This is a genomic window from Micromonospora sp. NPDC005254 (assembly GCF_042872525.1).
Taxonomy (GTDB): domain Bacteria; phylum Actinomycetota; class Actinomycetes; order Mycobacteriales; family Micromonosporaceae; genus Micromonospora.
The window spans coordinates 25,911-45,948 of record NZ_JBIAKM010000001.1 but is presented as its reverse complement, the minus strand read 5'-3'; the positions used below and the strand labels follow the sequence as shown (position 1 = coordinate 45,948).

The following is a 20,038-nucleotide window of genomic DNA, read 5'->3' as shown; positions in this document are numbered from 1 at the left end:
GGCGTCGGCGCTCCGGCCTGGGTGATGGGGTCACTCATCGCACACGCACCCTGGGGTCGATGAAGGCGTAGGAGAGGTCGACCAGCAGGTTGACCACCACGAAGACCAGCGCCGCGAGCAGGATGATCGCCTGGAGCACCGGGTAGTCCCGGCCGCCGCTGATCGAGTCAGTGATCAGCGTGCCGATGCCACCCCAGTTGTAGACCTTCTCGGTGAGCACCGCGCCGGAGAGGAGCGCGCCGGTCTGCAGGCCGATGGTGGTGACCACCGGGAGCAGCGCGTTGCGCAGGATGTGCCGGCCGCGGATGGTGCGGTGCCGCAGACCCTTGGCCTCGGCGGTCCGCACGTAGTCCTCGTTGAGGACGTCGAGCACGCTGGCCCGGGTGATCCGCACGATCACCGCCAGCGGGATGGTGGCGAGCGTGATCGCCGGCAGGATCAGGTGCCACAGCGCGTCCGCGCTGGCGTCGAACTCCCGGGTGAGCAGGCCGTCGAGCACGAAGAAGCCGGTGACGTGGGTGTTGTCCAGACCCGTGGTGAGCCGTCCGGACGGCGGGAACCAGTGGATGTTCTGGGTGAAGACGTCCTTGAGCAGATAGCCCAGGAAGAAGATCGGGATGGAGATGCCGAGCAGGGTGCCGGCGATGGTGAGGTTGTCCAGCGATCGTCCGCGCCAGCGAGCGGCGAGGTAGCCGAGCGGCACCCCGAGTCCGACCGCGATGATCATCGCGGCGAGGGCCAGTTCGATGGTGGCCGGGAAGGCGCGGCTGATGACCTCGGTGACCGGGTCACCGGTCCGGATCGAGTTGCCGAAGTCGCCGGTGACGACTCGCTGCATAAACTTGCCGTACTGCACCAGGATCGGCTGGTCGTAGCCGAGCGCCTTGGTCAGCAGCACGCGGCGCTCGGGCGTGGCCCGCTCGCCGAGCAGCGCCTCGACCGGGCCACCGGGCAGGTTCCGCAGCCAGATGAAGATCAGCGCCGACAGCGCTATGAGGGTCACCACCAGCTGCAACAGGCGGCGGACTATGACTCGCAACATCTCTCACACACCAGACTCTCGATGAATCGCGGATCGGCCCGGGCCGGGAGGAACCCCGGACCCGGGCCGATCACGCCTACGGCCTCAGCCGAGGGACGTCACTTGCTGACGCTGACCGTGTTGAATCGCTCGTCGGTCAACGGGCTGGCCACCATGCCCTTGACGTCCTTGGTGACGACGATGGCCGGCGGGGCGTGCCAGAGCGGCACGGCCGGCAGCCACTTGGCGGCGATGTCCCGGTTGACCTGCTCCCAGGCCGCCTTCTTGCCGGCGTCGTCGACAGTGCCGTCGGCCTTGGTGATCGCGTCGAACATCTCGGTCATCGACTGGTCGCCGAACTCGACCTTGGCCCGGCCGAAGAACGTGCCGACGAAGTTGCCCGGGTCGTTGTAGTCACCGGTCCAGCCGAGGATGTGCAGGTCCTGCTTGCCGAACTGCTGCACGTCGTCCTTGAAGCCACCGTTCCACGGGCGAGGCACACCGTTGACCTTGATGCCCACGGCCTGGAGGTCGTTGGCGAGGACGGTGAAGATCTCCTGCGGGTTCGGCATGTACGGCCGGGAGACGTCCGGCGGGTAGTAGAAGTTCAGCGTCAGACCCTCGGCGCCGGCCTCCTTGAGGAGCTGCTTGGCCTTGTCCGGGTTGTACTCGTACTTCTGCACGTCCGGGGCGTAGCCGAGCACGGTGTCCGGCATGAACTCGTCGGCGACCTTGGCGCCACCCGGGCCCTTGGTCTGCACCAGCTGCTGGCGGTTGAGCGCGTAGGCGATCGCCTGGCGCACCCGCAGGTCCTTGAGCTTCGGGTTCTTCTGGTTGAGGCCCAGGTAGAGGACGTTGAACGCCGGGCGGTTGATGACCTGGAAGCCCTCACCCTCCAGCGCCTTGCGGTCGGCCGGGGCCGGGAAGTCGATGCCCTGGACGGTGCCGGCGCGGAGCTCCTGCTTGCGGGTGCTCTCGTCCTTGATGACCTTGATGATCACTTTGTCGACCTTGGCCTTGTCACCCCAGTAGTCCGCGTTGCGGTTCAGGGTGATCTCGTTCTTGGCCTTGTCCCAGCCACCGAAGGTGAACGGGCCGGTGCCGACCGGGTTGGTGGTGGCGAACGCGCTGTACTCGAACGAGTCGCCGTTCTGCTTCACCGTGTTGGCGTCGTACTTCTTCAGCGCCTCAGGGCTGGCGATCGAGAGCGAGGTCAGCGCGAACGCGCCGGGGAACGCCCCCTTGTACTGGTTGAGGGTGACGACGGCGGTGCCGCCGTCCTTCGCCTCACACTTGTTGTAGATCGCCTTGCCGGCGTCCGGGCTCTCGTTGTTGGCGAAGCCCCCGAAGACGTCCATGTAGTAGATCATCTGGGACTGGGCGGCAGCGCCCTTCATGTTGTACCAACGGTCGAAGTTGAAGCAGACCGCCGCGGCGTCGAACGGGGTGCCGTCGTGGAACTTCACACCCTGGCGGAGCTTGAACGTCCAGACCTTGCCCTCGGGGTCGTGCTCCCAACTCTCGGCCAGGCCGCCCTGCAGCTCCGCGGTACCCGGCTTGTGGCTCACCAGGGTGTCGAACATCTGCCGGACCGGCCGGAACGACTCACCGTCATCGTTGAAGATCGGATCGAAGTTCTTCGGGTCACCGGCACCCGCGAAGATGAAGGTGCCGCCAGTCTTGGCCTCGCCACTGCCACCGTCGCGCTCGCTCTTCGCGCAGCCGGCCGCGCCGACCGCCAGAGCGGCAACGGCCGCGATGGCCACAGCCGATTTAAGCCTTCTCGCCTGCATCTCTCACCTCTGTCATGCGCATGACCACGCCGAGCTGTGGCTCGGTCCGTGTGCGGGAGGCTATGACATGTAACACCGGAAGCGGAACGGCCGTCAGGCAATCGCTACCAAGCCGACACCTTGCGCGGACGTCTGACAGTCGACGGCACGGCGAATACATAGAGCGACACATAACCCGACGCCACGAAGCCGGCCGTCGACGCCGGGTGTCGACGACTCGGGGCGCGTCAGGAGGGCGACGGCCAGGCCACGGGTGGTGGGCAGTCGGCCAGCCGCTCGACGGCCGAACCCGCCGCAGCGGTACCCAGGTCGTGGAAGGTCACGCGGTGGCAGGCGGTCACGTTGCTCGCTCCGAACAACGTGCCGACAGGGGCGGAACCGTACACGGCCACCACCAGGCCGGAAGTCCGGCGAACCTCCCGAACCTCGACCCGGGCACCCTCCGCGACCACCGCCAACCGTTCGTCGGTCGGCGCCGGGTCGCCGGTGGCGACCACCGCGGCGGCGTACGCCTGGGCGTCACGGGTCACGGCGGCTTCGGCCCCGGCCTCCTCCGCGCGGGTGTCCGCGGCCAGTCGCCGGCTCCCCACCTCGATCGCCACGATGACGCCCGCGATCACCAGGGCCAGCACGACCACCAGCACCGCCGGAGCCCAGGACCGCTGGGCCGGCCGCCGCGTCGCCACACGCCACCTCCCCGAGGTACGCCGGTGGGCCCGCGCTCGTCGCACGGACCCACCGGATCACCTCAGTTGTATCGGCCGCCGACAGCCCTGACGGCGTACGGGATCAGACGGCTCGGCGGCCCTCGAAGGCCCGGCCCAGGGTGATCTCGTCGGCGTACTCCAGATCGCCGCCGACGGGCAGCCCACTGGCCAGCCGGGTCACCGCGATCCCCATCGGCTTCACCATCAGCGCCAGATAGGTGGCGGTCGCCTCGCCCTCCGTGTTCGGATCGGTGGCCAGGATCAACTCCCGCACCGCACCACCACCGAGCCGGATCAGCAGCTCCCGGATGCGCAGATTGTCCGGGCCGATCCCCTCCAGCGGATTGATCGCGCCGCCGAGCACGTGGTAGCGACCGCGGAACTCACCGGTCCGCTCGATGGCCACCACGTCCTTGGGTTCCTCCACCACGCACAGCACCTCGTCGGTGCGGCGCTGATCGCGGCAGATCCGGCACTGCTCGGACTCGGCCACGTTGTAACAGGTCGTGCAGAAGCGCACCAGCTCCTTGACCTTGCGCAGCGCGCCGGCCAGCCGGTTGACGTCGGCCGGGTCGGCCGACAGGACGTGGAACGCGATCCGCTGGGCGCTCTTCGGGCCCACGCCCGGCAGTCGTCCCAGCTCGTCGATCAGATCCTGGATGGCGCCTTCGTACATCTGCCGGCTCAGAAACCGGGCAGGCCGAGGCCGCCCATGCCGCCGGCGACCGGACCCATCTTGCGCTCGGTCAACTCGCGCGCGGCCTCGGCGGCGTTGTGCACGGCCGCGACCACCAGGTCTTCGAGGGTTTCCACGTCGTCCGGGTCGACGGCCTTCGGGTCGATCTTGATGGCCTTCAGGTCACCGGAGCCGGAGACGGTCGCGGTGACCAGCCCTCCGCCGGCCGTGCCGGTCAGCTCGGCCTCGGCCAGCTCGGCCTGGGCGGCGGCGATCTGCTGCTGCATCTTCTGCGCCTGCTTCAGCATCTGCTGCATGTTCGGCTGTCCACCTGGGCGCACGGATGGCTCCTTCTCGCACTCGTCTGCTCGGCCGCCGACCAGCCTAACCGCTGGGACCGACCCCGCCCCGCCCGGTGCGTCCGCCCACGCCGGGCCATGCCGGCTCCTCCACGCGGACCGGGGATGACCCGGTTCACAGCCGTCGACGAGCCGCCCGCCCGAACGACCTGCGAGGTATGGCTGGCACCACCCCGAACCGGCCATCTGGGGGTAGTGCGTCGGCACCCACCGCGCTGGTCTGCTCGACAGCATGAACCTCAACCCCGCGGGCCGGGTCGGCGCACTGTGCTGGGTGATCGCCGCACCGGTCTTCCTCGTCGCCAGCCTGGTCGCCGGCCTGCGCTGGCGCGGGCCGGCCTACAGCTGGGCCAGCCACAACATCAGCGACCTCGGCAACGTCCACTGCGGCATCTGGGACACCACCCGACCCCGGTACGTCTGCTCCCCCTGGCACCCGTTGATGAACGCCGCGACACTGGCCACGGCCGTGCTGCTCGCCGCCGGGCTCCTGCTGACCTGGCGGTTGCTCGGTCGCGGCGCGGTGGTGCGCTCCGCGCAGACGCTGCTGTTGCTGGCAGCCGGCGGGTACGCCCTGGCGGCCCGCTACCCGGCCGACGTCGACGAGAACCTGCACGTCCTCGGCGCATTCCTGATCATGGGACTGGGCAACGTCGGGCTGCTCCTCGCCGGCTTCGCGCCGCACACCACGGTGCTCGGCCGGTGGCGAGCGCTCACCCTTGCCGCCGGGTTGACCGCGCTTGCGGGGACCGTGCTGTTCTTCGCCCAGCAGGGTTTCGGGATCGGAGTGGGCGGTATGGAACGCGTAGCAGTGCTGCCCTTCCCCGTGTGGGCCTGCTGCCTGGGCGCCCTGCTCGCCGAAACCCCGCCCGGCCCCGTCGCTCAGGAGGCCGCGGTGTCGGCCGAGAGCCACACCACTTCATGATCGACGGGGCAGGGCGTCAGCGGGCGTCCACCTCGTCGATCTTCTCGGCGCCGAAGGTCTCCCGGAGCAGCCGTACCGCCTGCTCCTCGCTCGACTCCCGGGCGGTCTTCTCGTCGATGACCTCGTCCAACGGTTCGTCGCCCGGGTCGAACCCCTCGTAGGTCGGTACCGCCGCCGGTGCCGCGCCACCCGGGCGCCTACCGCGCTGCGGGCCGTCGAAGTCCGGGTCGTAAGGCGGTTCGCCCGCCCATTCGGCGTCCGCGACGGGCCGGGCCGCCGATGCGGTACGCGCGCCGCGCCCCGCCGCCGCCGCTCGTGCGGCGGCGATGGCGCTGCTCACCGGTGCGCCACCGGCTGCCGCCGGCTGCCGGGCCGCCGGCGTCGGGTTGGCCGCCCGTGCGTCCGGCTGACCGGTCACGGCGCCGGAGCCGCCGGAGCCGCCACCGTTCGCCCCCGGGCCGGCACCGTTCGCCGCGCCGTTCGATCTGGTGTGGGCCGCGTCGGCGCCGTTCACGCCTGTCGACACGGGTGCGGAGGAGCCGCCCGAGGCGGAGTCGCGGTCGTCCACGGCGGTACCGCCCGGCCGGGCGGCCTCCGGCCAGTCGTCGTCATCCGTCGCCTGGGCGGCGGGAGCATTGCCACCGGGGCGCGCAGCCTCCGGCCAGTCGTCCTCGTCGTCAGGTGTCGCAGCCGCCGGGGTGTTCGTCGAGCCAGCCGCGGCGGCCGTGTTCGTCGAGGCCGGAGACACGTTGGGCGATGTGTTCGTGGGGGCAGGTCGGACATCCGCCGAAGCAGGCGACGCGGCGGCAGCGGCCGGCGCGGCAACCGAGGCCGACGTCGGCGCAACCGCGGTCGGCGCGGCCTGGGTCGGCGCGGTCGGCTGCGCGGCAGAGGTCGGAGCGGTCGGGGTCGGCGCGAACGGCTGGGCGGCAGCGGCCGGCACGGCAGCGGCCGGCGCGGACGGCTGCGCGGCAGCGGTCGGAGCGGCCGAGGTCGGCGCGGTCGGTGCCGGCGCGGCAGCGGTCGGGCGGGGCGGCGCGGCCGGCTGGGAGCGCGGTGGGCCGGACAGCGACACGCCACCCCGCTCGCCGGCCACCTCGCAGCGGATCTGCCAGCGTCCGCCCAGCTCCTCGTAGAGCGCGTCGGTGAGCACCGCCGAGTGGTCGGCCATCATCTTGGCCAGCACGGTGGACTTCACCGTCAGCACCAGCATGTCGCCGTCGAGTTCCCGCACCACCGCGTCGCGCATGAGGGCGGCGATCCGCTTGTTGGTCCGGTTGACCTTGCCGACCACGTCGGGCCAGGCCCGGCGAACGGCCACCGCGTCCAGCGCGGCGGCCGGCGCACCGGGGCGAGACGGCACGGGTGTCGCCGGGTCGGGCAGCACGGCCGACGGCGGCACCACGCGACGCGGGGCCGGCGAGACGGGTGCAGCGGCCGGATCAGTGGAGGTCGACGCGGCGACGGCCGACGCACCGGGCGAGGCCGGAATCGGTGAGTCGGCCCCCGAGGGCGCGTGCGCGGCCGGTACGCCGGGAACGCGAGCGCCCGAGCCCGCAGCACCCGAACCCACAACGCCCGAACCCACAACGCCCGAGCCCGCAGTGTCTGCGGCCCGCGCGCCCGGGGTCGGGGACGCGGTCGGGTCGACGTCCCACGGCGGTGCTGAGGTCGGGGCATTGGCGGGTGCCGGGGTGGCGGCAGCCGGGACCGGAGGGGCGTGCTGTGGGCGTACCCCTTGCTGGGCTGCTGACGCGGAACCGGCGGCGGCCGACGGCGCGTCGGTGCCGCCCAGGGTGAGCCGGCGTTCCATCCGTTCGAGGCGCTGGAGGAGGCCGCCAGCGGAGTCGTCCACGCCGGGCAGCAGCATCCGGGCGCAGATCAGCTCCAGCAGCAGGCGGGGCGCGGTGGTGCCGCGCATCTCCACCAGGCCGTCGTGCACGATGTCGGCGCAGCGGGAGAGCGTGGCCGGGCCGAGCTGGGACGCCTGGGCGGCCATCCGCTCGATCTGGTCGGCGGGGCCGTCGATGAGGCCCTTCGCGGCGGCGTCCGGCACCTGCTGGATCACGATCAGGTCGCGCAGCCGTTCCAGCAGGTCGGAGGCGAACCGGCGCGGGTCGTGCCCGGCCTCGGCGACCCGGTCGACGGTGGCGTACGCGGCGGCGCCGTCACCGGCGGCCAGCGCGTCGCACATCTCGTCGATCAACGCGGCGTCGGTGACCCCGAGCAGCGCGGCGGCGCGGGCGTAGCTGACGCCCTCCGGGCCGGCGCCGGCGATGAGTTGGTCGAGCACGGAGAGGCTGTCCCGGGCGCTGCCGCCACCGGCGCGAACCACCAGCGGGAAGACCGCCGGCTCGACGGCGACGCCCTCGGCCTGAGTGAGCTGCTCCAGGTACGGGCGGAGGATCTTCGGCGGGATCAGCCGGAACGGGTAGTGGTGGGTCCGCGACCGGATCGTGCCGAGGACCTTCTCCGGCTCGGTGGTGGCGAAGATGAACTTGACGTACTCCGGGGGCTCCTCGACGAGCTTGAGCAGGGCGTTGAAGCCCTGGGTCGAGACCATGTGCGCCTCGTCGATCACGTAGATCTTGAAGCGGCTGCTGGCTGGCGCGAAGAACGCGCGCTCGCGCAGCTCACGGGCGTCGTCGACACCACCGTGGCTGGCCGCGTCGATCTCGATCACGTCGATGGAGCCGGCGCCGTCGATGGCGAGCGAGCGGCACGACTCACACTTGCCGCACGGCTCGGGGGTGGGGCCCTGCTCGCAGTTGAGCGAGCGGGCCAGGATCCGGGCGCTGGACGTCTTGCCGCAGCCACGGGGGCCGGAGAAGAGGTAGGCGTGGTTGAGCCGGCCGCTGCGCAACGCCTGCGACAACGGCTCGGTGACGTGCTCCTGCCCGATGACCTCGGCGAAGGTACGTGGCCGGTACTTGCGGTAGAGCGCCAGCGTCACTCGTCCCGCCTCCTCTCGACCGAGCCATTCTGCGCCGGTCGGGCGCGGGTGACCACCCACCCCGCCGGGCAGCTTGGGTTACCCCGGGTTGCCGCGCTTGATCGACTCCATCTCGGCGACGTGGCGGTATCCACGGCCCAGAACAGCCCCACATCGGCGACCTGGAGTGGATCAAGGCCCCGGAGACAAAAAGGCCTCCCGTGCACCCGGCAGAGCTCGCTTATCCTTGCTGCCTTCCGGCCCTGGGGAGGTTCACGAGATACCGCCGCACGGGAGGTGACGCCAACCCTACCCGACGGCTCGTCGATCTTCAGGGGGTGGTGGGGTGGCCCGGCCGGCAAGGGCCTGTATCCTGGCTCGCGGAGGATTCGCCTAGAGGCCTAGGGCGCACGCTTGGAAAGCGTGTTGGGTTTACACCCTCACGAGTTCGAATCTCGTATCCTCCGCTCGCCTGAGCAGCAGAAACGCCCAGCAGACCGATAACAGGTCGGCTGGGCGTTCTTGCTGTGGTGTCATCGACGCCATGGCCGAGACCGCGTGGGAGTGGGACGAGACGTTGTACGCGGGCAGCGCGCACCACTACAGCGTGGGCCGGCTGCCCTATCCGCCCGAACTCGTCGACGCCATCCGTACGGCGCTCGACCTGGATGGCACCGGTCGCCTCCTGGACGTCGGGTGTGGCCCCGGGTCGTTGACGCTGCTGCTGGCGCCGCTGTTCGAGGCGGCGGTGGGGGTCGACCCCGACCGGGACATGCTCGCCGAGGCGCAGCGCAGAGCCGCCGAGTCGGGGACCACAACCCCCGTCGAGTGGCGGCACCTGCGGGCCGAGGCTCTGCCGGCCGACCTGGGTACGTTCCGGGTGGCCACGTTCGCCCAGTCGTTCCACTGGATGGACCGGCCGTTGGTGGCCCGGCGGGTCCGCGACATGCTCGCGCCCGACGGGGCCTGGGTCCACGTCAGCGCCACCACGCACCAGGGCGTGACCGGGGACGACCCGCTGCCGTACCCCCGCCCGCCCTGGTCGCAGATCAACGACCTGGTCGCGCGCTACCTGGGGCCGGTGCGCCGGGCCGGTCAGGGGTCGCTGCCCGCCGGCACCCCCAGCGGCGAGGGCGAGATCATGCTCGCGGCGGGCTTCACCGGCCCCACCCGGGTCACTGTCGAACAGGGGATGGTCGTGGAACGCCCGGTGGACGAGATCGTCTCGGCGGTGTTCTCGCTGTCCAGTTCGGCACCGCACCTGTTCGGCGATCGGCGGCCCGCGTTCGAGGCCGACCTGCGCGAGCTGTTGACGGCGACGGCGCGGGACGGCCGCTTCGCCGAGCGACGACGCGACATCGACATCGTGATCTGGCGACCCTGACCGGCGGAGCGAGCTTTGCGGCCGCGTCTTCGAGGGCTGGCGCGGCTGGCCCGCGCGCCGAAACGACGAGATCTTGGACAGTTTCCGTTCGGAGCTAACGGAAATTGTCCAAGATCTGGAGCCAGACCGCCCGCCGGACCTCCCGTCGGCGGGCCGGCAGAGGTCCACGGCGGCGCGTACCGTGCCCAGACTCTCACCCCCGGGCGCGAGTCCAGGAGAAGAAGCGCTCGGTGAGCCGGGCCGGGTCGACGTCCCGGAGGTGTTCACCGGCCTCGGCCTGGAGCGTCGCCAGGTAGATGGTCAACGCCAGCCGGTCCTGCCGGTACTCCCCGAGCAGTCGCAGTTTCGCTGGCGAGCAGGGCCAGGCGATGCCGCACGCCTGACATCGCCAGGTGGGTCGGATCGGCAGGTGGTTCCGGTGGCGACGGCGGGGCAAGAGTCAGCCTCCTTCGCTGGTGGAGGGAGTCACCCCGCCTCCGCGTCGGGGCGACCCCGGACTGACGCCGACCGCCGGGTTGCTGCGCCTCCACCGGCCACGCCGTCTTCTGCAACCACCCTCGGGCGCGTCACCGGGCAGATACAGGGCGTAGAATCGACGGTCCTGCCGGGGCTGCTCCAGACCGAGGCGTACGCCCGCGCGGTCCTCGGCGGCGCGGGTCTGATCCCGCCGAGCGAAATCGAGCGGCACCTCACCGTGCGGCTCAACCGGCAGGGCGTGCTGAAGCGGGACGACCCGCCGCAGTTCACGGCCGTCATCGACGAGGCGATCCTCCGCCGGCCAGTGGGCGGCCGGGCGACCATGCGCGAGCAACTGCTGGCCGTGGTCGCCGCCTGCGCGGAGCCGCACATCCGGGTGCACGTGGTGCCCAGCGCGGTCGGCGCGTACGCCGGCCTCAACGGGCCGTTCGTGATCGCGCACAGCCACGACCATCGGGTCGCCGGCTACCTGGACAACCAGCTTCAGGGACAAGTGGCTAGCGACCCCGACGACATCGCGGCCATGATGGCGGCATGGGAGAACGTGCGCGGCGAGGCGCTGTCGCACTGGCAGTCGGTCGATCTGATGACGGAAGTGGCGGAGACATGGAGCTGAACGGCGCCCGGTGGCGCAAGAGCAGCCGCAGCAGCGGCAACGGCGGCGCGTGTGTCGAGGTCGCCGACAACCTGCCCGGCGTGATCGGCGTACGCGATTCCAAGGACCCGAGCGGCCCGGCGCTCGCCTTCGCGCCGACGGCCTGGCGCGCGTTCGTCACCCAGGTCGCCCGCCGCGCCTGACGCCCGCAGAGGGCTCACCGCCGCAGATCTTGGACAGTTTCCGTTCCGCGCGAACGGAAACTGTCCAAGATCTGCGCGGCCGTCGCGGTGCCGCCGGGACGGGTCTGAGCGCTTCGGATCACCGGCAACACCGGTACCGTTCCAGGGACCGGCGGCACCCGGAGAACCGTCGTACACATGTTCTATCCACAGGCTGTGGACGGCGGAGGGTTCGATGGGTTACCAGCTCAGCGCGGTGGTCGCGGACGTGGACCTGCTCCGCGAGCAGACCGCCGAGCTGGATCACGCGGTCCTCGGCGAGCTGCGGCAGGATTTCGCGCTGCTGCCGATCACGCCGCAGTTGGTGGTGGAGTTGACCGGTTCGCTGCCGGATTACGCGACCGACGACCGCAGCACCGCGCACCCGTTCGAGCTGGTGCTGTCGCCGGCGCTGGCCGACCTGCTGGCCCGCTGGTCGCGGTCGGGGCCGGTGGCGTACGTGGAGGCCGAGTTCGGCGGTGGCGTCGGCCACCAGTCGGCGGCGGTGTGGCTGGGCGGCACCCTGTCCTGGGGTCCAAGCTTCGACGACGTCCTCGACGCGCCGCGCGCGGAGTGGCCGATCAACGCGGCGCTGGTTCAGCTCGGCGTCGAGCGGGGCGCGTGGATCGACCCGTTCGCCGAGGTGGGGTTGCATCTGGAGCGCAACACCGACGGCTGGCTGGCGCACGGGCGGCGGCGACTCAGCGGCGACTACTGGGACGAGCTGGTCGAACAGTGGGAAAACCAGTAATCCGGCGACGGGCAGCAACCTGAGCGGCCCCGTCCCGTTGGGGACTGGGGGATTCCATGAAATTGCGACAGTTCGCGTTTATTGCCATGCTGCTGGCTGCTGCCTCGATCGCGGGCAGCGGCACGCCACCGCCCGGCCCGATGCCACCGAGCCGGCCCGCCGGCAACGTCGAGATCATCGACCTGAACGGGCTGCGCAACATCGAGTTCGGCGACACCGAGGCCGAGCTGACCCGCCGGGGCGTTCTGCGTACCGACCAGGACGCCTGCGGGCCGGTGCTCACCGGCCACGACACGGTCAGCCCCGTCTTCGTCGAGGACAGGCTGGTGCTGCTGTGGGTCGGTGACCCGATGCGCACCCCGGAGGGCATCACCGCCGGCTCGCCGATCGACGAGGTCTGGGCCCGCTACCCGTCCGTCACGCGGCTGCCCGCTCCACAGGGGACGCACCGGCTCGACGGGCTGCTCGCCCGCAGCGGCGACCGCGCGTACCTCTTCCTGCACGACGGGCGCACGGTCCGAAAAACCATCGCCGGGTACGCCGACTGGGCCCGCCGCCTCTTCGACGAGGGCGCGGCCCCCTGCTGAACGACCCGCCCCGTCCGACCCGACAAGCCGATTGTCCGCGATCGACCATCGTGAAACTATCCCCTCGCTCGCGCAGATCGCGCGACACAACACGGGGGGACATCGTGCGTACAAACGCGTCCGATCCACGGTGGAGACACCTCGCAAGGTGGGCCGCCGTGGCGGCCCTGAGTCTCACGGGGGCGGGCCTGCTGGCCGACCCCGCCACCGCCGCCCCGACGGCCCAGCCGTCGCCGCGACCGACACTGACGATCGAGCAACCGCCCGCCGTCACCGCACCCTCGAAGTCAGCACCCACGACTCCCGCCCCCGGCCGGGCCACCGCGGGTCCGACGACTGTCGTTGGCCTCTCGGCCGCCTGCGGCGGCCATCTCCCGCTGGGCCAGGTCAAGAACTGCGCGTCGATCGCCGGCGCCGCACGGCAGAAGTGGACGATCACCTCGACGGTTGACCAGGACACCCTGTTCATCCGGCTCCGCGAGGTCTCCGGTGACGGTGTCGGCGCACAGGTCAAGGGCGGCGATGGCACCACCATCTGCTACGTCGGTCCGTACCTCACCGAGTGCAAGCTCGGCGCTGCCGGCACCTACACGGTCACGGTGACGCTCGACTACGGGACCGGCAAGGGCGCCTATTCGCTGTCGGCCGAGTCGATGCGGACCCCGTCCACCTGCGTCAGCCTGCCCGCGAGCTTCTTCTCCTTCGCCTCCGCCGGTCGCAGCGGCACGCTGCCCGCCGGCCTTGCCGCCCGCTGCTTCACGTTCAAGCAGCCCACCGGCACGGTCCTGCACCTCGCCGACCCGGGCGGCGCCGAGGACATCCAGGGCAACATCCTGGACGCCCAGTTCCAGCCGGTCTGCTCGGTGCGCTACCCCACCGAGTGCACCCTCCGCGAGGCCGGACCGTACCGGCTGTTCCTGGAGGAGACCTACGGCAACAAGGCCCCCTACACCCTCAAGATGCCCCGGATCTCGCAGTCGGTCGGCTGCCCGGCGCTGCCGCTGACCGCGTTCGGAGACCCGGGCGCGGCGGTCGGGACCGGCACCGTGCCACCGAACCAGGGGATCGGCTGCCAGTCGCTGCGGGTCACCACTCCGGGCCGACTGATCGTCCGCTTGGACCAGTACGCGAACCAGTACCTCGACTGGCGGCTGTACGACGACGCCGGACAGGTGGTGTGCACGGAGTACGACTCCTCGCGGTCCTGCGCGGTACCGGCAGCCGGCGCCTACACGCTGGTGGCGCAGAACTGGAACTGGGAGCCGGTCACCTATCGGGTGGCGGCAGCCCGCCTCGACCAGACCGAAGGTTGCGCCGCCCCCACCGGACTCAACTGGGACCAGCCGGCCCTGACGGTGCACCAGACCTCGGCGGTGCAGACCAACTGCCAGCCGTTCCACGGCGAGGCCGGTGAGCGGGTCATGGTCTACCGGGCCCCGGACCGGTACAACGACGTCTCCTCCTCGATCGTCGACGAGCAGGGTGCGGTGCTGTGTACCGACTGGTCGGAGCAGGACGGGTGCGTACTGCCCTCCACCGGGACCTACCGCGTCGTCTCCTACCTGGCGAACTGGGACGCCGACAGCGTGGACCTCACGTACAAGGTCCAGGTCCGTCGACTCTCCGACGCGGTCGGTTGCCCGACCATCACCCCGGGCACGTACAACTCGGCACCGGCCGGCGCCCTCGGCGGCATCCGCTGCCGGACCCTGGACCTTCCCAGCGCAGGGGTGTACCGGGTCACGGCGGTGGACGGGGAGAACTACCGGTCGTACGCCACCGTCTACGACTCCGCCGGAATCAAGGTCTGCACCGACACCTGGTGCGAGGTCCCCGCGGCGGGGAAGTACACGATGGTCCTCAGCGGGGGCGTAACCGGCACGGTGATCGACACTGACTTCCGCTACGCCGTCGCGCTGCTGCCGTGGAAGCCGTCGGATTGCACGCCGGTGTCCGACACCGGCTGGCAGGACGCCCCGCACCGGGGCGGGTTCGACGCCGCTGGGCAGCACAACTGCCTCCAGCTGCCCAGTCCGGCGGGGGCCCACGTCGCCGAGCTGCTGGCCGGGGACGTGACGGCCGCGACCTCACCGGAGATCAGCGTGCTGAACGCCGCCGGCGAGCAGGTGTGCGACTACTCCTCGCTGCGTCAGTACAGCTGTGAGCTGACCGGCGAGGCACCCTTCTCCGTGCTGCTCACCGCGGATGAGGGATCCCCCACCAGCTCGTACGCCGTGGGCTTCGCCCGGACCGACGGGCCGCCGGCCTGCCCGGTCCTGCCGGGGGACGCGGCCGGCGCAACGGTGAACACCGGAGCGGACCACTTCGCGGTCTGTTACACAGTACCGGCCGACCAGCGCGCCAGCCGGGAGAGCTTCACGTGGACGCGTACCGCCGGCTCCGGTGACGCCCGCATGTCGGTCTTCGACAGCCAGGGCATCCGGTACTGCGGCCCCGGCAGCTCGGCCGTCGAACGGACGATCACCTGCACCCTGCCCGCCGGTCCGGTGACGGTGATCCTGGAGACGGATGCCGTCGATGCCTCGTACCGCTTGACCCACCGGGACGGCACCGCCCCAACTGCGTGACGGGCGGCGGGCCGGCCCTCCACCACATTGGAGGGCTGGCCCGCCGGTCGGCAATCGACCTCAACGTCGACAGCCTCTTCGAGTTCGGGCTGCAACGGCTCCTCGACGGGGTGGCGGTGCTCGTCCGACCGTGACCGTTCAGGCCGGGTTGTCCGCGGATGCGGGGGGCCGCGCCCCGGACACGGCGGCGAAGCCGGCGAGCGCGATCTCCGCCGTCTGACGCAGGTCCTCCCGCGCGACCCCGGCGGCGGCGTGTATCGCCTGCCCCTCGGTGACGCTCATGACGAAGCGGGCGAGCGCGGCCGGATCGGCGTCGGCGGGTAGGTCGCCTTCGGCCACGGCGCGGGTGAACCGGTCGGCGAGAGCCAGCTCACCGGCCAGGCGGCTGCTGGCGAGGAACCCGGCGACCGCGGCGTTCTCGCCGGAGCAGGCGGTGCCGCCCTGGATCGACAGGCAGCCGGCCGGCCGGTCGGGCCGGGTCACGGCGAGCACGTTCTCGCGCAGCAGAGTGGCGACGACCTCGTACGCGGTGGGTTGGGCGAAAGCGTTCCGCCGCCAACGCGACAGGCATCGTCAGCGACGTCGGCAACCTCGACGACCTGGACCGGGTGATGCGGGCGATCGAGGAGCGCGGCGCGGGGCTGGACGTGGTGTTCGCCAACGCCGGCAGCGGCGAGTTCCGCCCGCTCGACTCGATCACGGTCGAGCACGTCGCCAACACCTTCGACACCAACGTCTACGGCACCATCTTCACCGTGCAGAAGGCCCTGCCCCTGCTCAACGAGGGCGCCTCGGTCGTGCTGACCGGCTCGACGTCGGCTGTCAGCGGCATCCCGGCGTTCGGCGTCTACGCCGCCTCCAAGGCCGCCATCCGCTCGTTCGGCCGCACCTGGGCCGCCGAGCTGATGGGCCGGAAGATCCGCGTCAACACCCTGGTGCCCGGCTCGACCGAAACCCCCGGCCTCGCGGGCCTGGCGGCCAGCCCCGAGGAGGCCCCCGGGCTGCTGAAGGGCATCGCCTCCGGCGTGCCCATGGGCAGGATGGCCCACCCGGACGAGATCGCCAACGCCGCGCTCTTCCTCGCCTCCGACCAGAGCAGCTTCATGACCGGCGGCGAGCTGTTCGTCGACGGCGGCCAGCAGCAGCTCTGACGCGAAAACGCCCGGTCGATCCTCGCGGATCGACCGGGCGTTTCTGCATTTCACGAGCGGTGGCGGAGGGATTTGAACCCTCGGAGGGCGTTAACCCTCACACGCTTTCGAGGCGTGCTCCTTAGGCCGCTCGGACACGCCACCGCCGACGAGGGTACAGGACCGCCGGTTCGGACGCCGAACCGGTATCGCTCGGGCCGGCCTGGCAGGATCTTTGCCATGAGTACGCACATCGGCGCGAAGCCGGGCGAGATCGCCGAGCGGGTCCTGATGCCGGGTGACCCCCTGCGGGCCAAGTGGATCGCGGAGACCTACCTCGAGGGCGCCACCTGCTACTCGACGGTTCGCGGCATGCTGGGCTTCACCGGCCGCTGGAACGGCGTCGAGGTCTCGGTCCAAGGCTCCGGCATGGGCATGCCGTCCGCCTCCATCTACGCCCACGAACTGATCAACGAGTACGGCGTCAAGACGCTGATCCGAGTCGGTTCCTGCGGCGCCCTCAGCACCGACCTGCAACTGCGCGACGTGGTCGCGGCGATCGGGTCGTCCACCGACTCGAACATGAACCGGATGCGCTTCGACGGGCTGATCGACTACGCCCCGGTGGCCGACTTCGGGCTGCTGCGTACCTCGGTCGAGGTGGCCGAGCGGCGCGGCATCAGCATGCACGTCGGACCGATCCTGGCGGCGGACGCCTTCTACACCGACCGGCCGGACCTCTACGACACGCTCGCCGACTACGGCGTGCTGGCGGTGGAAATGGAGTCAGCGGCGCTCTACACGATCGCCGCCCGGTTCAAGGCCCGCGCGCTGACCGTGCTGACCGTCAGCGACCACATCAAGACCGGAGAGAAGACCACCTCGGAGGAGCGCGAGCAGACCTTCAGCCAGATGGTCGAGATCGCGCTCGACACGATCATCGCCTGATCCGTCCCGGCGGGGCGGTGTCACTGCCGAGAGCCGTATGACTCAGAGTCATAAATATTCCTCTGAGTCATACGGCTCATTGGCGCGCGGCCTCCCCCGGCCGCGCGACGTCCAGCCGGCGGCCGAAACAGCGGACGGGGGCGCGGCAGTCTCAGCGGAAGAAGGCGCGCAGGACGGCGGCGGTCTCGGTCTCCAACACGCCGCCGTAGACCTCGGGGCGGTGGTTGAGCCGGCGGTCGCGCAGGACGTCCCACAGGGAGCCGGCGGCGCCGGTCTTGGGCTCCCAGGCGCCGAAGACGACGGTGGAGATCCGGGCCAGCACCAGCGCGCCCGCGCACATGGTGCACGGCTCCAGGGTGACCACCAGGGTGCAGCCGTCCAGTCGCCACCGACCGACGCGCTCGGCGCCCCGGCGCAGGGCCAGCACCTCGGCGTGGGCGGTGGGGTCGCCGGTCAACTCCCGCTCGTTGCGCCCGATCGTCAGCTCGGTGCCGTCCGGACCGTAGAGCACCGCGCCCACCGGCACGTCGTCCACGTCGGCCGGGCCCGCGTCGTCGACCGTCGGGCCGGTGACGGCGACCTCCAGGGCCCGGCGCATCCACAGCTCGTGCCGCTGCCGCCGGCCGAGGTCGCCCGGGTCGGCCAGCTCCTCGTGCGCGCCTGGCCCGGCTCGGCCCACCGCGCCGGGCGTCGGCTGCCCCGGCTGGATCGCCTCCAACAGCGGATCGGTGGCGTCGGCCGGCTCAGCGCCGCCCGCCGGAACGATCCCACCGCGTGCTGCCGACCCGGCGGGGTCAGACCTCACGCAACTCCTCGACCTCGTCGGCGCATCCGAGCACCTCACAGATCTCGGCGGTGACGTCCGCCGGCAGCATCCCCTCGGTGCCGCAGAGCGTCAGCAGCTTCTGCGCGGAGATGCCCAGGTTGGCCAGCAGGTCGGCGTCGCCCACCGGGTCGGCCTCCGGATCGACGGCGGGCTGCTCGCTCTCGTCGTCGCCGCCGACGGCCAGGCGGGGCTCGTCGTCGCCGTCCAGCCCGGTCACGGACGTCTTCAGGTCACCGACCAGCAGCTGACCCAGCCGGGACTCCTCGGCGAACGCCGAGTCCGAGCCGAACACCCGCAGATCCTCGCCCTCGTCGAGTCGCAGAATCACCAGGTACGCGTCGTCGGCCTCGACGAACAGCAGCGACACGTCGGCTTCCTGGTCGACGTCGCGCAGCCGGTCGGCGACCTCATCGATGTCGGTGGCGCCCCGCAGGCTGACCTCGGCGGCGGTCCAGCCACTGTCGTCACGCACCACGGCCGCAGCGAAGTACGACACGGTTCCCCCAAAAGCCCTCGGCACAGCGCCGACTCGTCAAGGGTGCACGTTAGCCGGTCGGGTCGGCAGGCGACCGGTCAACGCCCCGAGACGCCAGCCAAACCTGACAAAGTCGGATCAGCCGGCTACCCGACGGCGGGTGGCGATGAGCTGGCGCAGACGCTCGGTGCGCTGTCGCTGCGGCCGGCTGCGCTGGCGTACCGCCCGAGCGCCCGCCAACTCGGCGAGCAACTGGAGGCGGCGGCGGTTGCGATCCGGGTCCTGCCGCGGGGTGGTCCAGGCCATAGTGCCGAGGGTGCCGAGTATCGACAGCCACGTCAAGACGGCGTTCGCTACGCAGCCAACCGGGCACGCGGCGCAGTCGTCCGCCCCCGGATCCGGGCCGGTCGGAACACGCTCACCACAGCGGCCAGTCACCGCTGGTCGCCCAGCGGACCGCCACCACGGCGGCGGCGATGCTCCAACCACCGGCGGTGACGATGGCCACCCCGGTGGCCACGCCGCGATCGCCGTAGCGGACCAGCACCAGAGCCGTCAGCCAGGCCAGCAGGCCGGCCACCACAGTCCACCACGCGTACCTGGCGACGTCGGTGCCCAGCATCCCGAACAGCAGCAGCCAGGCAGCCGCCGCGCCGCCGCCGGCGGCGACACCGCCGCCGGTCACCGGGTGGGGTTCGCGGTAGGTGGGTCTGGTCGGGGGCCCGGCCGGAAAGAGCCCCGACGGGGTACGCGACGCCGGGCGGGCGGGCCCGGGATCCGGGACGGGGTCGGGTCGGGCGATGGTCATCGGCTGCCCTCCCCTCACGCGCGTCGCTCGTGCCCACGGTACCGGTCTGTCAGGATGACCGAATGCCCTCGCCGTCGATCGGTCGCCGCGTGCGTCCGGCGTACCCGATCCTGCTGCTGCTCGCCCCGGTGCTGGCCGCCGGCTGCGCGACCACCCGGCCGGGGGTGCCGCCGGATGGCGCCGCGGCGTCGCCGTCGGCGGTCTGGGCGACCGGTGAGCAGCCGGCGGCGCCGACGGCCACGCCGACGACCCGCCCGGCCAGCCCGACGCCGTCGTCGGCCAGGCCGTCGCCGACCGCACCCCGCGCCGGGCTCCGGCACGTCTTTCCGGTACGCGCCGACAACGTGGACTACCACACGACGCACGGGGCGTACCCGGCGACGGACGTGTTCGCCGATTGCGGTGAGCCGTTCGTGGCGGTGACCGACGGCAAGGTCCTGGAGGTGAGTCGTGTCGACCGGTACTCCAAGAGTGGGCCGCAGGGCCCGGACAACGGCGGCCTGTCGGTGTCGCTGCTCGGCGACGACGGGGTGCGCTACTACGGCTCGCACCTGAGCGTGGTCGGCGCCGGCATCGAGGCGGGGGTTCGGGTCCGTGCCGGGCAGCAGCTCGGCAAGGTGGGCCGCACCGGCAACGCGAACAACGTCTGTCACGTGCACTTCGGCATCTCGCCGCCGTGCACCGGCAAGGACGGGTGGTGGATCCGGCGCGGTGTGCTCTGGCCGGCGCGCTATCTGGACTCGTGGCGGCGCGGCGGCAACCGGGAACCCGCCGCCGAGGTGACCGCGTGGCAGCGCGAACACGGCTGCCCGAAGGCTCCCTGACGCGGCTCGTA

Annotated in this window: 23 protein-coding genes, 2 tRNA genes and 1 other RNA gene; 12 read left to right on the top strand and 14 right to left on the bottom strand. The window is 71.4% G+C overall.

Going from position 1 to position 20,038, the window contains the following annotated elements:
• Positions 1-34: 34 nt before the first annotated feature.
• From ACFYPR_RS00220 to ACFYPR_RS00200, 5 genes are all read right to left on the bottom strand, one after another.
• Positions 35-1,042 carry an ABC transporter permease gene (locus tag ACFYPR_RS00220; protein ID WP_354856450.1) on the bottom strand — a complete coding sequence of 336 codons (1,008 nt, stop codon included), beginning with the start codon at positions 1,040-1,042 and terminating at the stop codon, positions 35-37.
• Between the two features lie 98 nt (positions 1,043-1,140).
• Positions 1,141-2,814, bottom strand: a complete 1,674-nt coding sequence (locus ACFYPR_RS00215; RefSeq protein WP_363937569.1) for an ABC transporter substrate-binding protein — start codon at positions 2,812-2,814, stop codon at positions 1,141-1,143.
• Between the two features lie 227 nt (positions 2,815-3,041).
• Positions 3,042-3,500, bottom strand: coding sequence for a hypothetical protein (locus ACFYPR_RS00210; RefSeq protein ID WP_355064851.1), 459 nt, complete (start codon positions 3,498-3,500; stop codon positions 3,042-3,044).
• A 103-nt stretch (positions 3,501-3,603) separates the two neighbouring features.
• Complete coding sequence (gene recR, locus ACFYPR_RS00205) at positions 3,604-4,197, bottom strand: recombination mediator RecR (RefSeq protein WP_355064849.1); 594 nt, start codon at positions 4,195-4,197, stop codon at positions 3,604-3,606.
• A gap of 8 nt (positions 4,198-4,205) precedes the next feature.
• Positions 4,206-4,514, bottom strand: a complete 309-nt coding sequence (locus ACFYPR_RS00200) for a YbaB/EbfC family nucleoid-associated protein (protein WP_220090758.1) — start codon at positions 4,512-4,514, stop codon at positions 4,206-4,208.
• Positions 4,515-4,788: 274 nt separating this feature from the next.
• On the opposite strand from ACFYPR_RS00200, the gene ACFYPR_RS00195 reads away from it, so the two are divergent.
• Positions 4,789-5,481, top strand: a complete 693-nt coding sequence (locus ACFYPR_RS00195) for a DUF998 domain-containing protein (protein WP_355064847.1) — start codon at positions 4,789-4,791, stop codon at positions 5,479-5,481.
• Positions 5,482-5,497: 16 nt separating this feature from the next.
• Here the strand turns inward: ACFYPR_RS00195 and ACFYPR_RS00190 are convergent, their stop codons facing one another.
• Both ACFYPR_RS00190 and ffs read right to left on the bottom strand, forming a co-directional pair.
• The gene (locus ACFYPR_RS00190; protein WP_387258110.1) at positions 5,498-8,434 is read right to left on the bottom strand and encodes a DNA polymerase III subunit gamma and tau; all 2,937 of its coding nucleotides are present in this window, start codon (positions 8,432-8,434) and stop codon (positions 5,498-5,500) included.
• Between the two features lie 189 nt (positions 8,435-8,623).
• Positions 8,624-8,713, bottom strand: an RNA gene (ffs, locus tag ACFYPR_RS00185) — signal recognition particle sRNA small type.
• An 82-nt stretch (positions 8,714-8,795) separates the two neighbouring features.
• On the opposite strand from ffs, the gene ACFYPR_RS00180 reads away from it, so the two are divergent.
• Together ACFYPR_RS00180 and ACFYPR_RS00175 are read left to right on the top strand one after the other, a co-directional pair.
• Positions 8,796-8,880: transfer RNA gene (locus tag ACFYPR_RS00180), tRNA-Ser, on the top strand.
• Between the two features lie 77 nt (positions 8,881-8,957).
• Complete coding sequence (locus tag ACFYPR_RS00175; RefSeq protein WP_387258108.1) at positions 8,958-9,797, top strand: class I SAM-dependent methyltransferase; 840 nt, start codon at positions 8,958-8,960, stop codon at positions 9,795-9,797.
• A 193-nt stretch (positions 9,798-9,990) separates the two neighbouring features.
• Here the strand turns inward: ACFYPR_RS00175 and ACFYPR_RS00170 are convergent, their stop codons facing one another.
• Positions 9,991-10,233 carry a flavin reductase gene (locus ACFYPR_RS00170; protein WP_354856438.1) on the bottom strand — a complete coding sequence of 81 codons (243 nt, stop codon included), beginning with the start codon at positions 10,231-10,233 and terminating at the stop codon, positions 9,991-9,993.
• Between ACFYPR_RS00170 and ACFYPR_RS00165 the strand changes: the two genes are divergently transcribed.
• From ACFYPR_RS00165 to ACFYPR_RS00140, 6 genes are all read left to right on the top strand, one after another.
• Positions 10,216-10,890: a DUF5753 domain-containing protein gene (locus ACFYPR_RS00165; protein WP_387258107.1), complete on the top strand. Its 675-nt coding sequence runs from the start codon at positions 10,216-10,218 to the stop codon at positions 10,888-10,890. The genes ACFYPR_RS00170 and ACFYPR_RS00165 overlap by 18 nt on opposite strands.
• A complete protein-coding gene (locus ACFYPR_RS00160) occupies positions 10,881-11,072 on the top strand; it encodes a DUF397 domain-containing protein (RefSeq protein ID WP_355135872.1) in 192 nt (63 codons plus the stop codon). Before ACFYPR_RS00165 ends, ACFYPR_RS00160 begins: the two co-directional genes overlap by 10 nt.
• A gap of 214 nt (positions 11,073-11,286) precedes the next feature.
• On the top strand, positions 11,287-11,841 hold the full coding sequence (locus ACFYPR_RS00155) for a hypothetical protein (protein ID WP_387258106.1): 555 nt from the start codon (positions 11,287-11,289) through the stop codon (positions 11,839-11,841).
• Positions 11,842-11,933: 92 nt separating this feature from the next.
• Positions 11,934-12,428 carry a hypothetical protein gene (locus ACFYPR_RS00150; protein WP_387258677.1) on the top strand — a complete coding sequence of 165 codons (495 nt, stop codon included), beginning with the start codon at positions 11,934-11,936 and terminating at the stop codon, positions 12,426-12,428.
• A gap of 158 nt (positions 12,429-12,586) precedes the next feature.
• Positions 12,587-15,016: a hypothetical protein gene (locus ACFYPR_RS00145; RefSeq protein ID WP_387258104.1), complete on the top strand. Its 2,430-nt coding sequence runs from the start codon at positions 12,587-12,589 to the stop codon at positions 15,014-15,016.
• Complete coding sequence (locus ACFYPR_RS00140; RefSeq protein WP_355064834.1) at positions 15,013-15,150, top strand: hypothetical protein; 138 nt, start codon at positions 15,013-15,015, stop codon at positions 15,148-15,150. The genes ACFYPR_RS00145 and ACFYPR_RS00140 overlap by 4 nt, the downstream gene beginning before the upstream one ends.
• 4 nt (positions 15,151-15,154) lie before the next feature.
• Here the strand turns inward: ACFYPR_RS00140 and ACFYPR_RS00135 are convergent, their stop codons facing one another.
• Positions 15,155-15,499: a hypothetical protein gene (locus tag ACFYPR_RS00135; RefSeq protein ID WP_355064832.1), complete on the bottom strand. Its 345-nt coding sequence runs from the start codon at positions 15,497-15,499 to the stop codon at positions 15,155-15,157.
• A gap of 128 nt (positions 15,500-15,627) precedes the next feature.
• Between ACFYPR_RS00135 and ACFYPR_RS00130 the strand changes: the two genes are divergently transcribed.
• A complete protein-coding gene (locus ACFYPR_RS00130) occupies positions 15,628-16,167 on the top strand; it encodes an SDR family oxidoreductase (RefSeq protein ID WP_387258102.1) in 540 nt (179 codons plus the stop codon).
• Between the two features lie 57 nt (positions 16,168-16,224).
• Here ACFYPR_RS00130 and ACFYPR_RS00125 read toward each other — a convergent pair.
• Positions 16,225-16,311, bottom strand: a tRNA-Ser gene (locus tag ACFYPR_RS00125).
• Positions 16,312-16,386: 75 nt separating this feature from the next.
• Between ACFYPR_RS00125 and deoD the strand changes: the two genes are divergently transcribed.
• The gene (deoD, locus tag ACFYPR_RS00120; protein WP_030328147.1) at positions 16,387-17,094 is read left to right on the top strand and encodes a purine-nucleoside phosphorylase; all 708 of its coding nucleotides are present in this window, start codon (positions 16,387-16,389) and stop codon (positions 17,092-17,094) included.
• A gap of 151 nt (positions 17,095-17,245) precedes the next feature.
• Here deoD and ACFYPR_RS00115 read toward each other — a convergent pair whose 3' ends face one another.
• The 4 genes from ACFYPR_RS00115 to ACFYPR_RS00100 form a co-directional block, all read right to left on the bottom strand.
• The gene (locus ACFYPR_RS00115; protein WP_355065025.1) at positions 17,246-17,692 is read right to left on the bottom strand and encodes a nucleoside deaminase; all 447 of its coding nucleotides are present in this window, start codon (positions 17,690-17,692) and stop codon (positions 17,246-17,248) included.
• A gap of 196 nt (positions 17,693-17,888) precedes the next feature.
• Positions 17,889-18,416: a tRNA adenosine deaminase-associated protein gene (locus ACFYPR_RS00110; protein WP_354859356.1), complete on the bottom strand. Its 528-nt coding sequence runs from the start codon at positions 18,414-18,416 to the stop codon at positions 17,889-17,891.
• A 117-nt stretch (positions 18,417-18,533) separates the two neighbouring features.
• Entirely contained in the window at positions 18,534-18,701 is a 168-nt protein-coding gene (locus ACFYPR_RS00105) for a hypothetical protein (RefSeq protein ID WP_167626078.1), read from the bottom strand.
• Between the two features lie 112 nt (positions 18,702-18,813).
• Entirely contained in the window at positions 18,814-19,203 is a 390-nt protein-coding gene (locus ACFYPR_RS00100; protein ID WP_355064828.1) for a hypothetical protein, read from the bottom strand.
• A gap of 62 nt (positions 19,204-19,265) precedes the next feature.
• Here ACFYPR_RS00100 and ACFYPR_RS00095 point away from each other — a divergent pair, with 62 nt between their 5' ends.
• The gene (locus ACFYPR_RS00095; protein ID WP_387258100.1) at positions 19,266-20,027 is read left to right on the top strand and encodes a M23 family metallopeptidase; all 762 of its coding nucleotides are present in this window, start codon (positions 19,266-19,268) and stop codon (positions 20,025-20,027) included.
• Positions 20,028-20,038 lie beyond the last annotated feature (11 nt).

Coding starts and splice junctions, on each gene's coding strand:
- ACFYPR_RS00130 (WP_387258102.1), top strand. CDS start 15,628: ATGCGGGCGATCGAGGAGCGCGGCGCGGGGCTGGACGTGGTGTTCGCC.
- ACFYPR_RS00215 (WP_363937569.1), bottom strand. CDS start 2,814: ATGCAGGCGAGAAGGCTTAAATCGGCTGTGGCCATCGCGGCCGTTGCC.
- ACFYPR_RS00220 (WP_354856450.1), bottom strand. CDS start 1,042: ATGTTGCGAGTCATAGTCCGCCGCCTGTTGCAGCTGGTGGTGACCCTC.
- ACFYPR_RS00100 (WP_355064828.1), bottom strand. CDS start 19,203: ATGACCATCGCCCGACCCGACCCCGTCCCGGATCCCGGGCCCGCCCGC.
- ACFYPR_RS00200 (WP_220090758.1), bottom strand. CDS start 4,514: ATGCAGCAGATGCTGAAGCAGGCGCAGAAGATGCAGCAGCAGATCGCC.
- ACFYPR_RS00105 (WP_167626078.1), bottom strand. CDS start 18,701: ATGGCCTGGACCACCCCGCGGCAGGACCCGGATCGCAACCGCCGCCGC.
- ACFYPR_RS00160 (WP_355135872.1), top strand. CDS start 10,881: ATGGAGCTGAACGGCGCCCGGTGGCGCAAGAGCAGCCGCAGCAGCGGC.
- ACFYPR_RS00095 (WP_387258100.1), top strand. CDS start 19,266: ATGCCCTCGCCGTCGATCGGTCGCCGCGTGCGTCCGGCGTACCCGATC.
- ACFYPR_RS00155 (WP_387258106.1), top strand. CDS start 11,287: ATGGGTTACCAGCTCAGCGCGGTGGTCGCGGACGTGGACCTGCTCCGC.
- ACFYPR_RS00175 (WP_387258108.1), top strand. CDS start 8,958: ATGGCCGAGACCGCGTGGGAGTGGGACGAGACGTTGTACGCGGGCAGC.
- ACFYPR_RS00195 (WP_355064847.1), top strand. CDS start 4,789: ATGAACCTCAACCCCGCGGGCCGGGTCGGCGCACTGTGCTGGGTGATC.
- ACFYPR_RS00115 (WP_355065025.1), bottom strand. CDS start 17,692: ATGCGCCGGGCCCTGGAGGTCGCCGTCACCGGCCCGACGGTCGACGAC.
- recR (WP_355064849.1), bottom strand. CDS start 4,197: ATGTACGAAGGCGCCATCCAGGATCTGATCGACGAGCTGGGACGACTG.
- deoD (WP_030328147.1), top strand. CDS start 16,387: ATGAGTACGCACATCGGCGCGAAGCCGGGCGAGATCGCCGAGCGGGTC.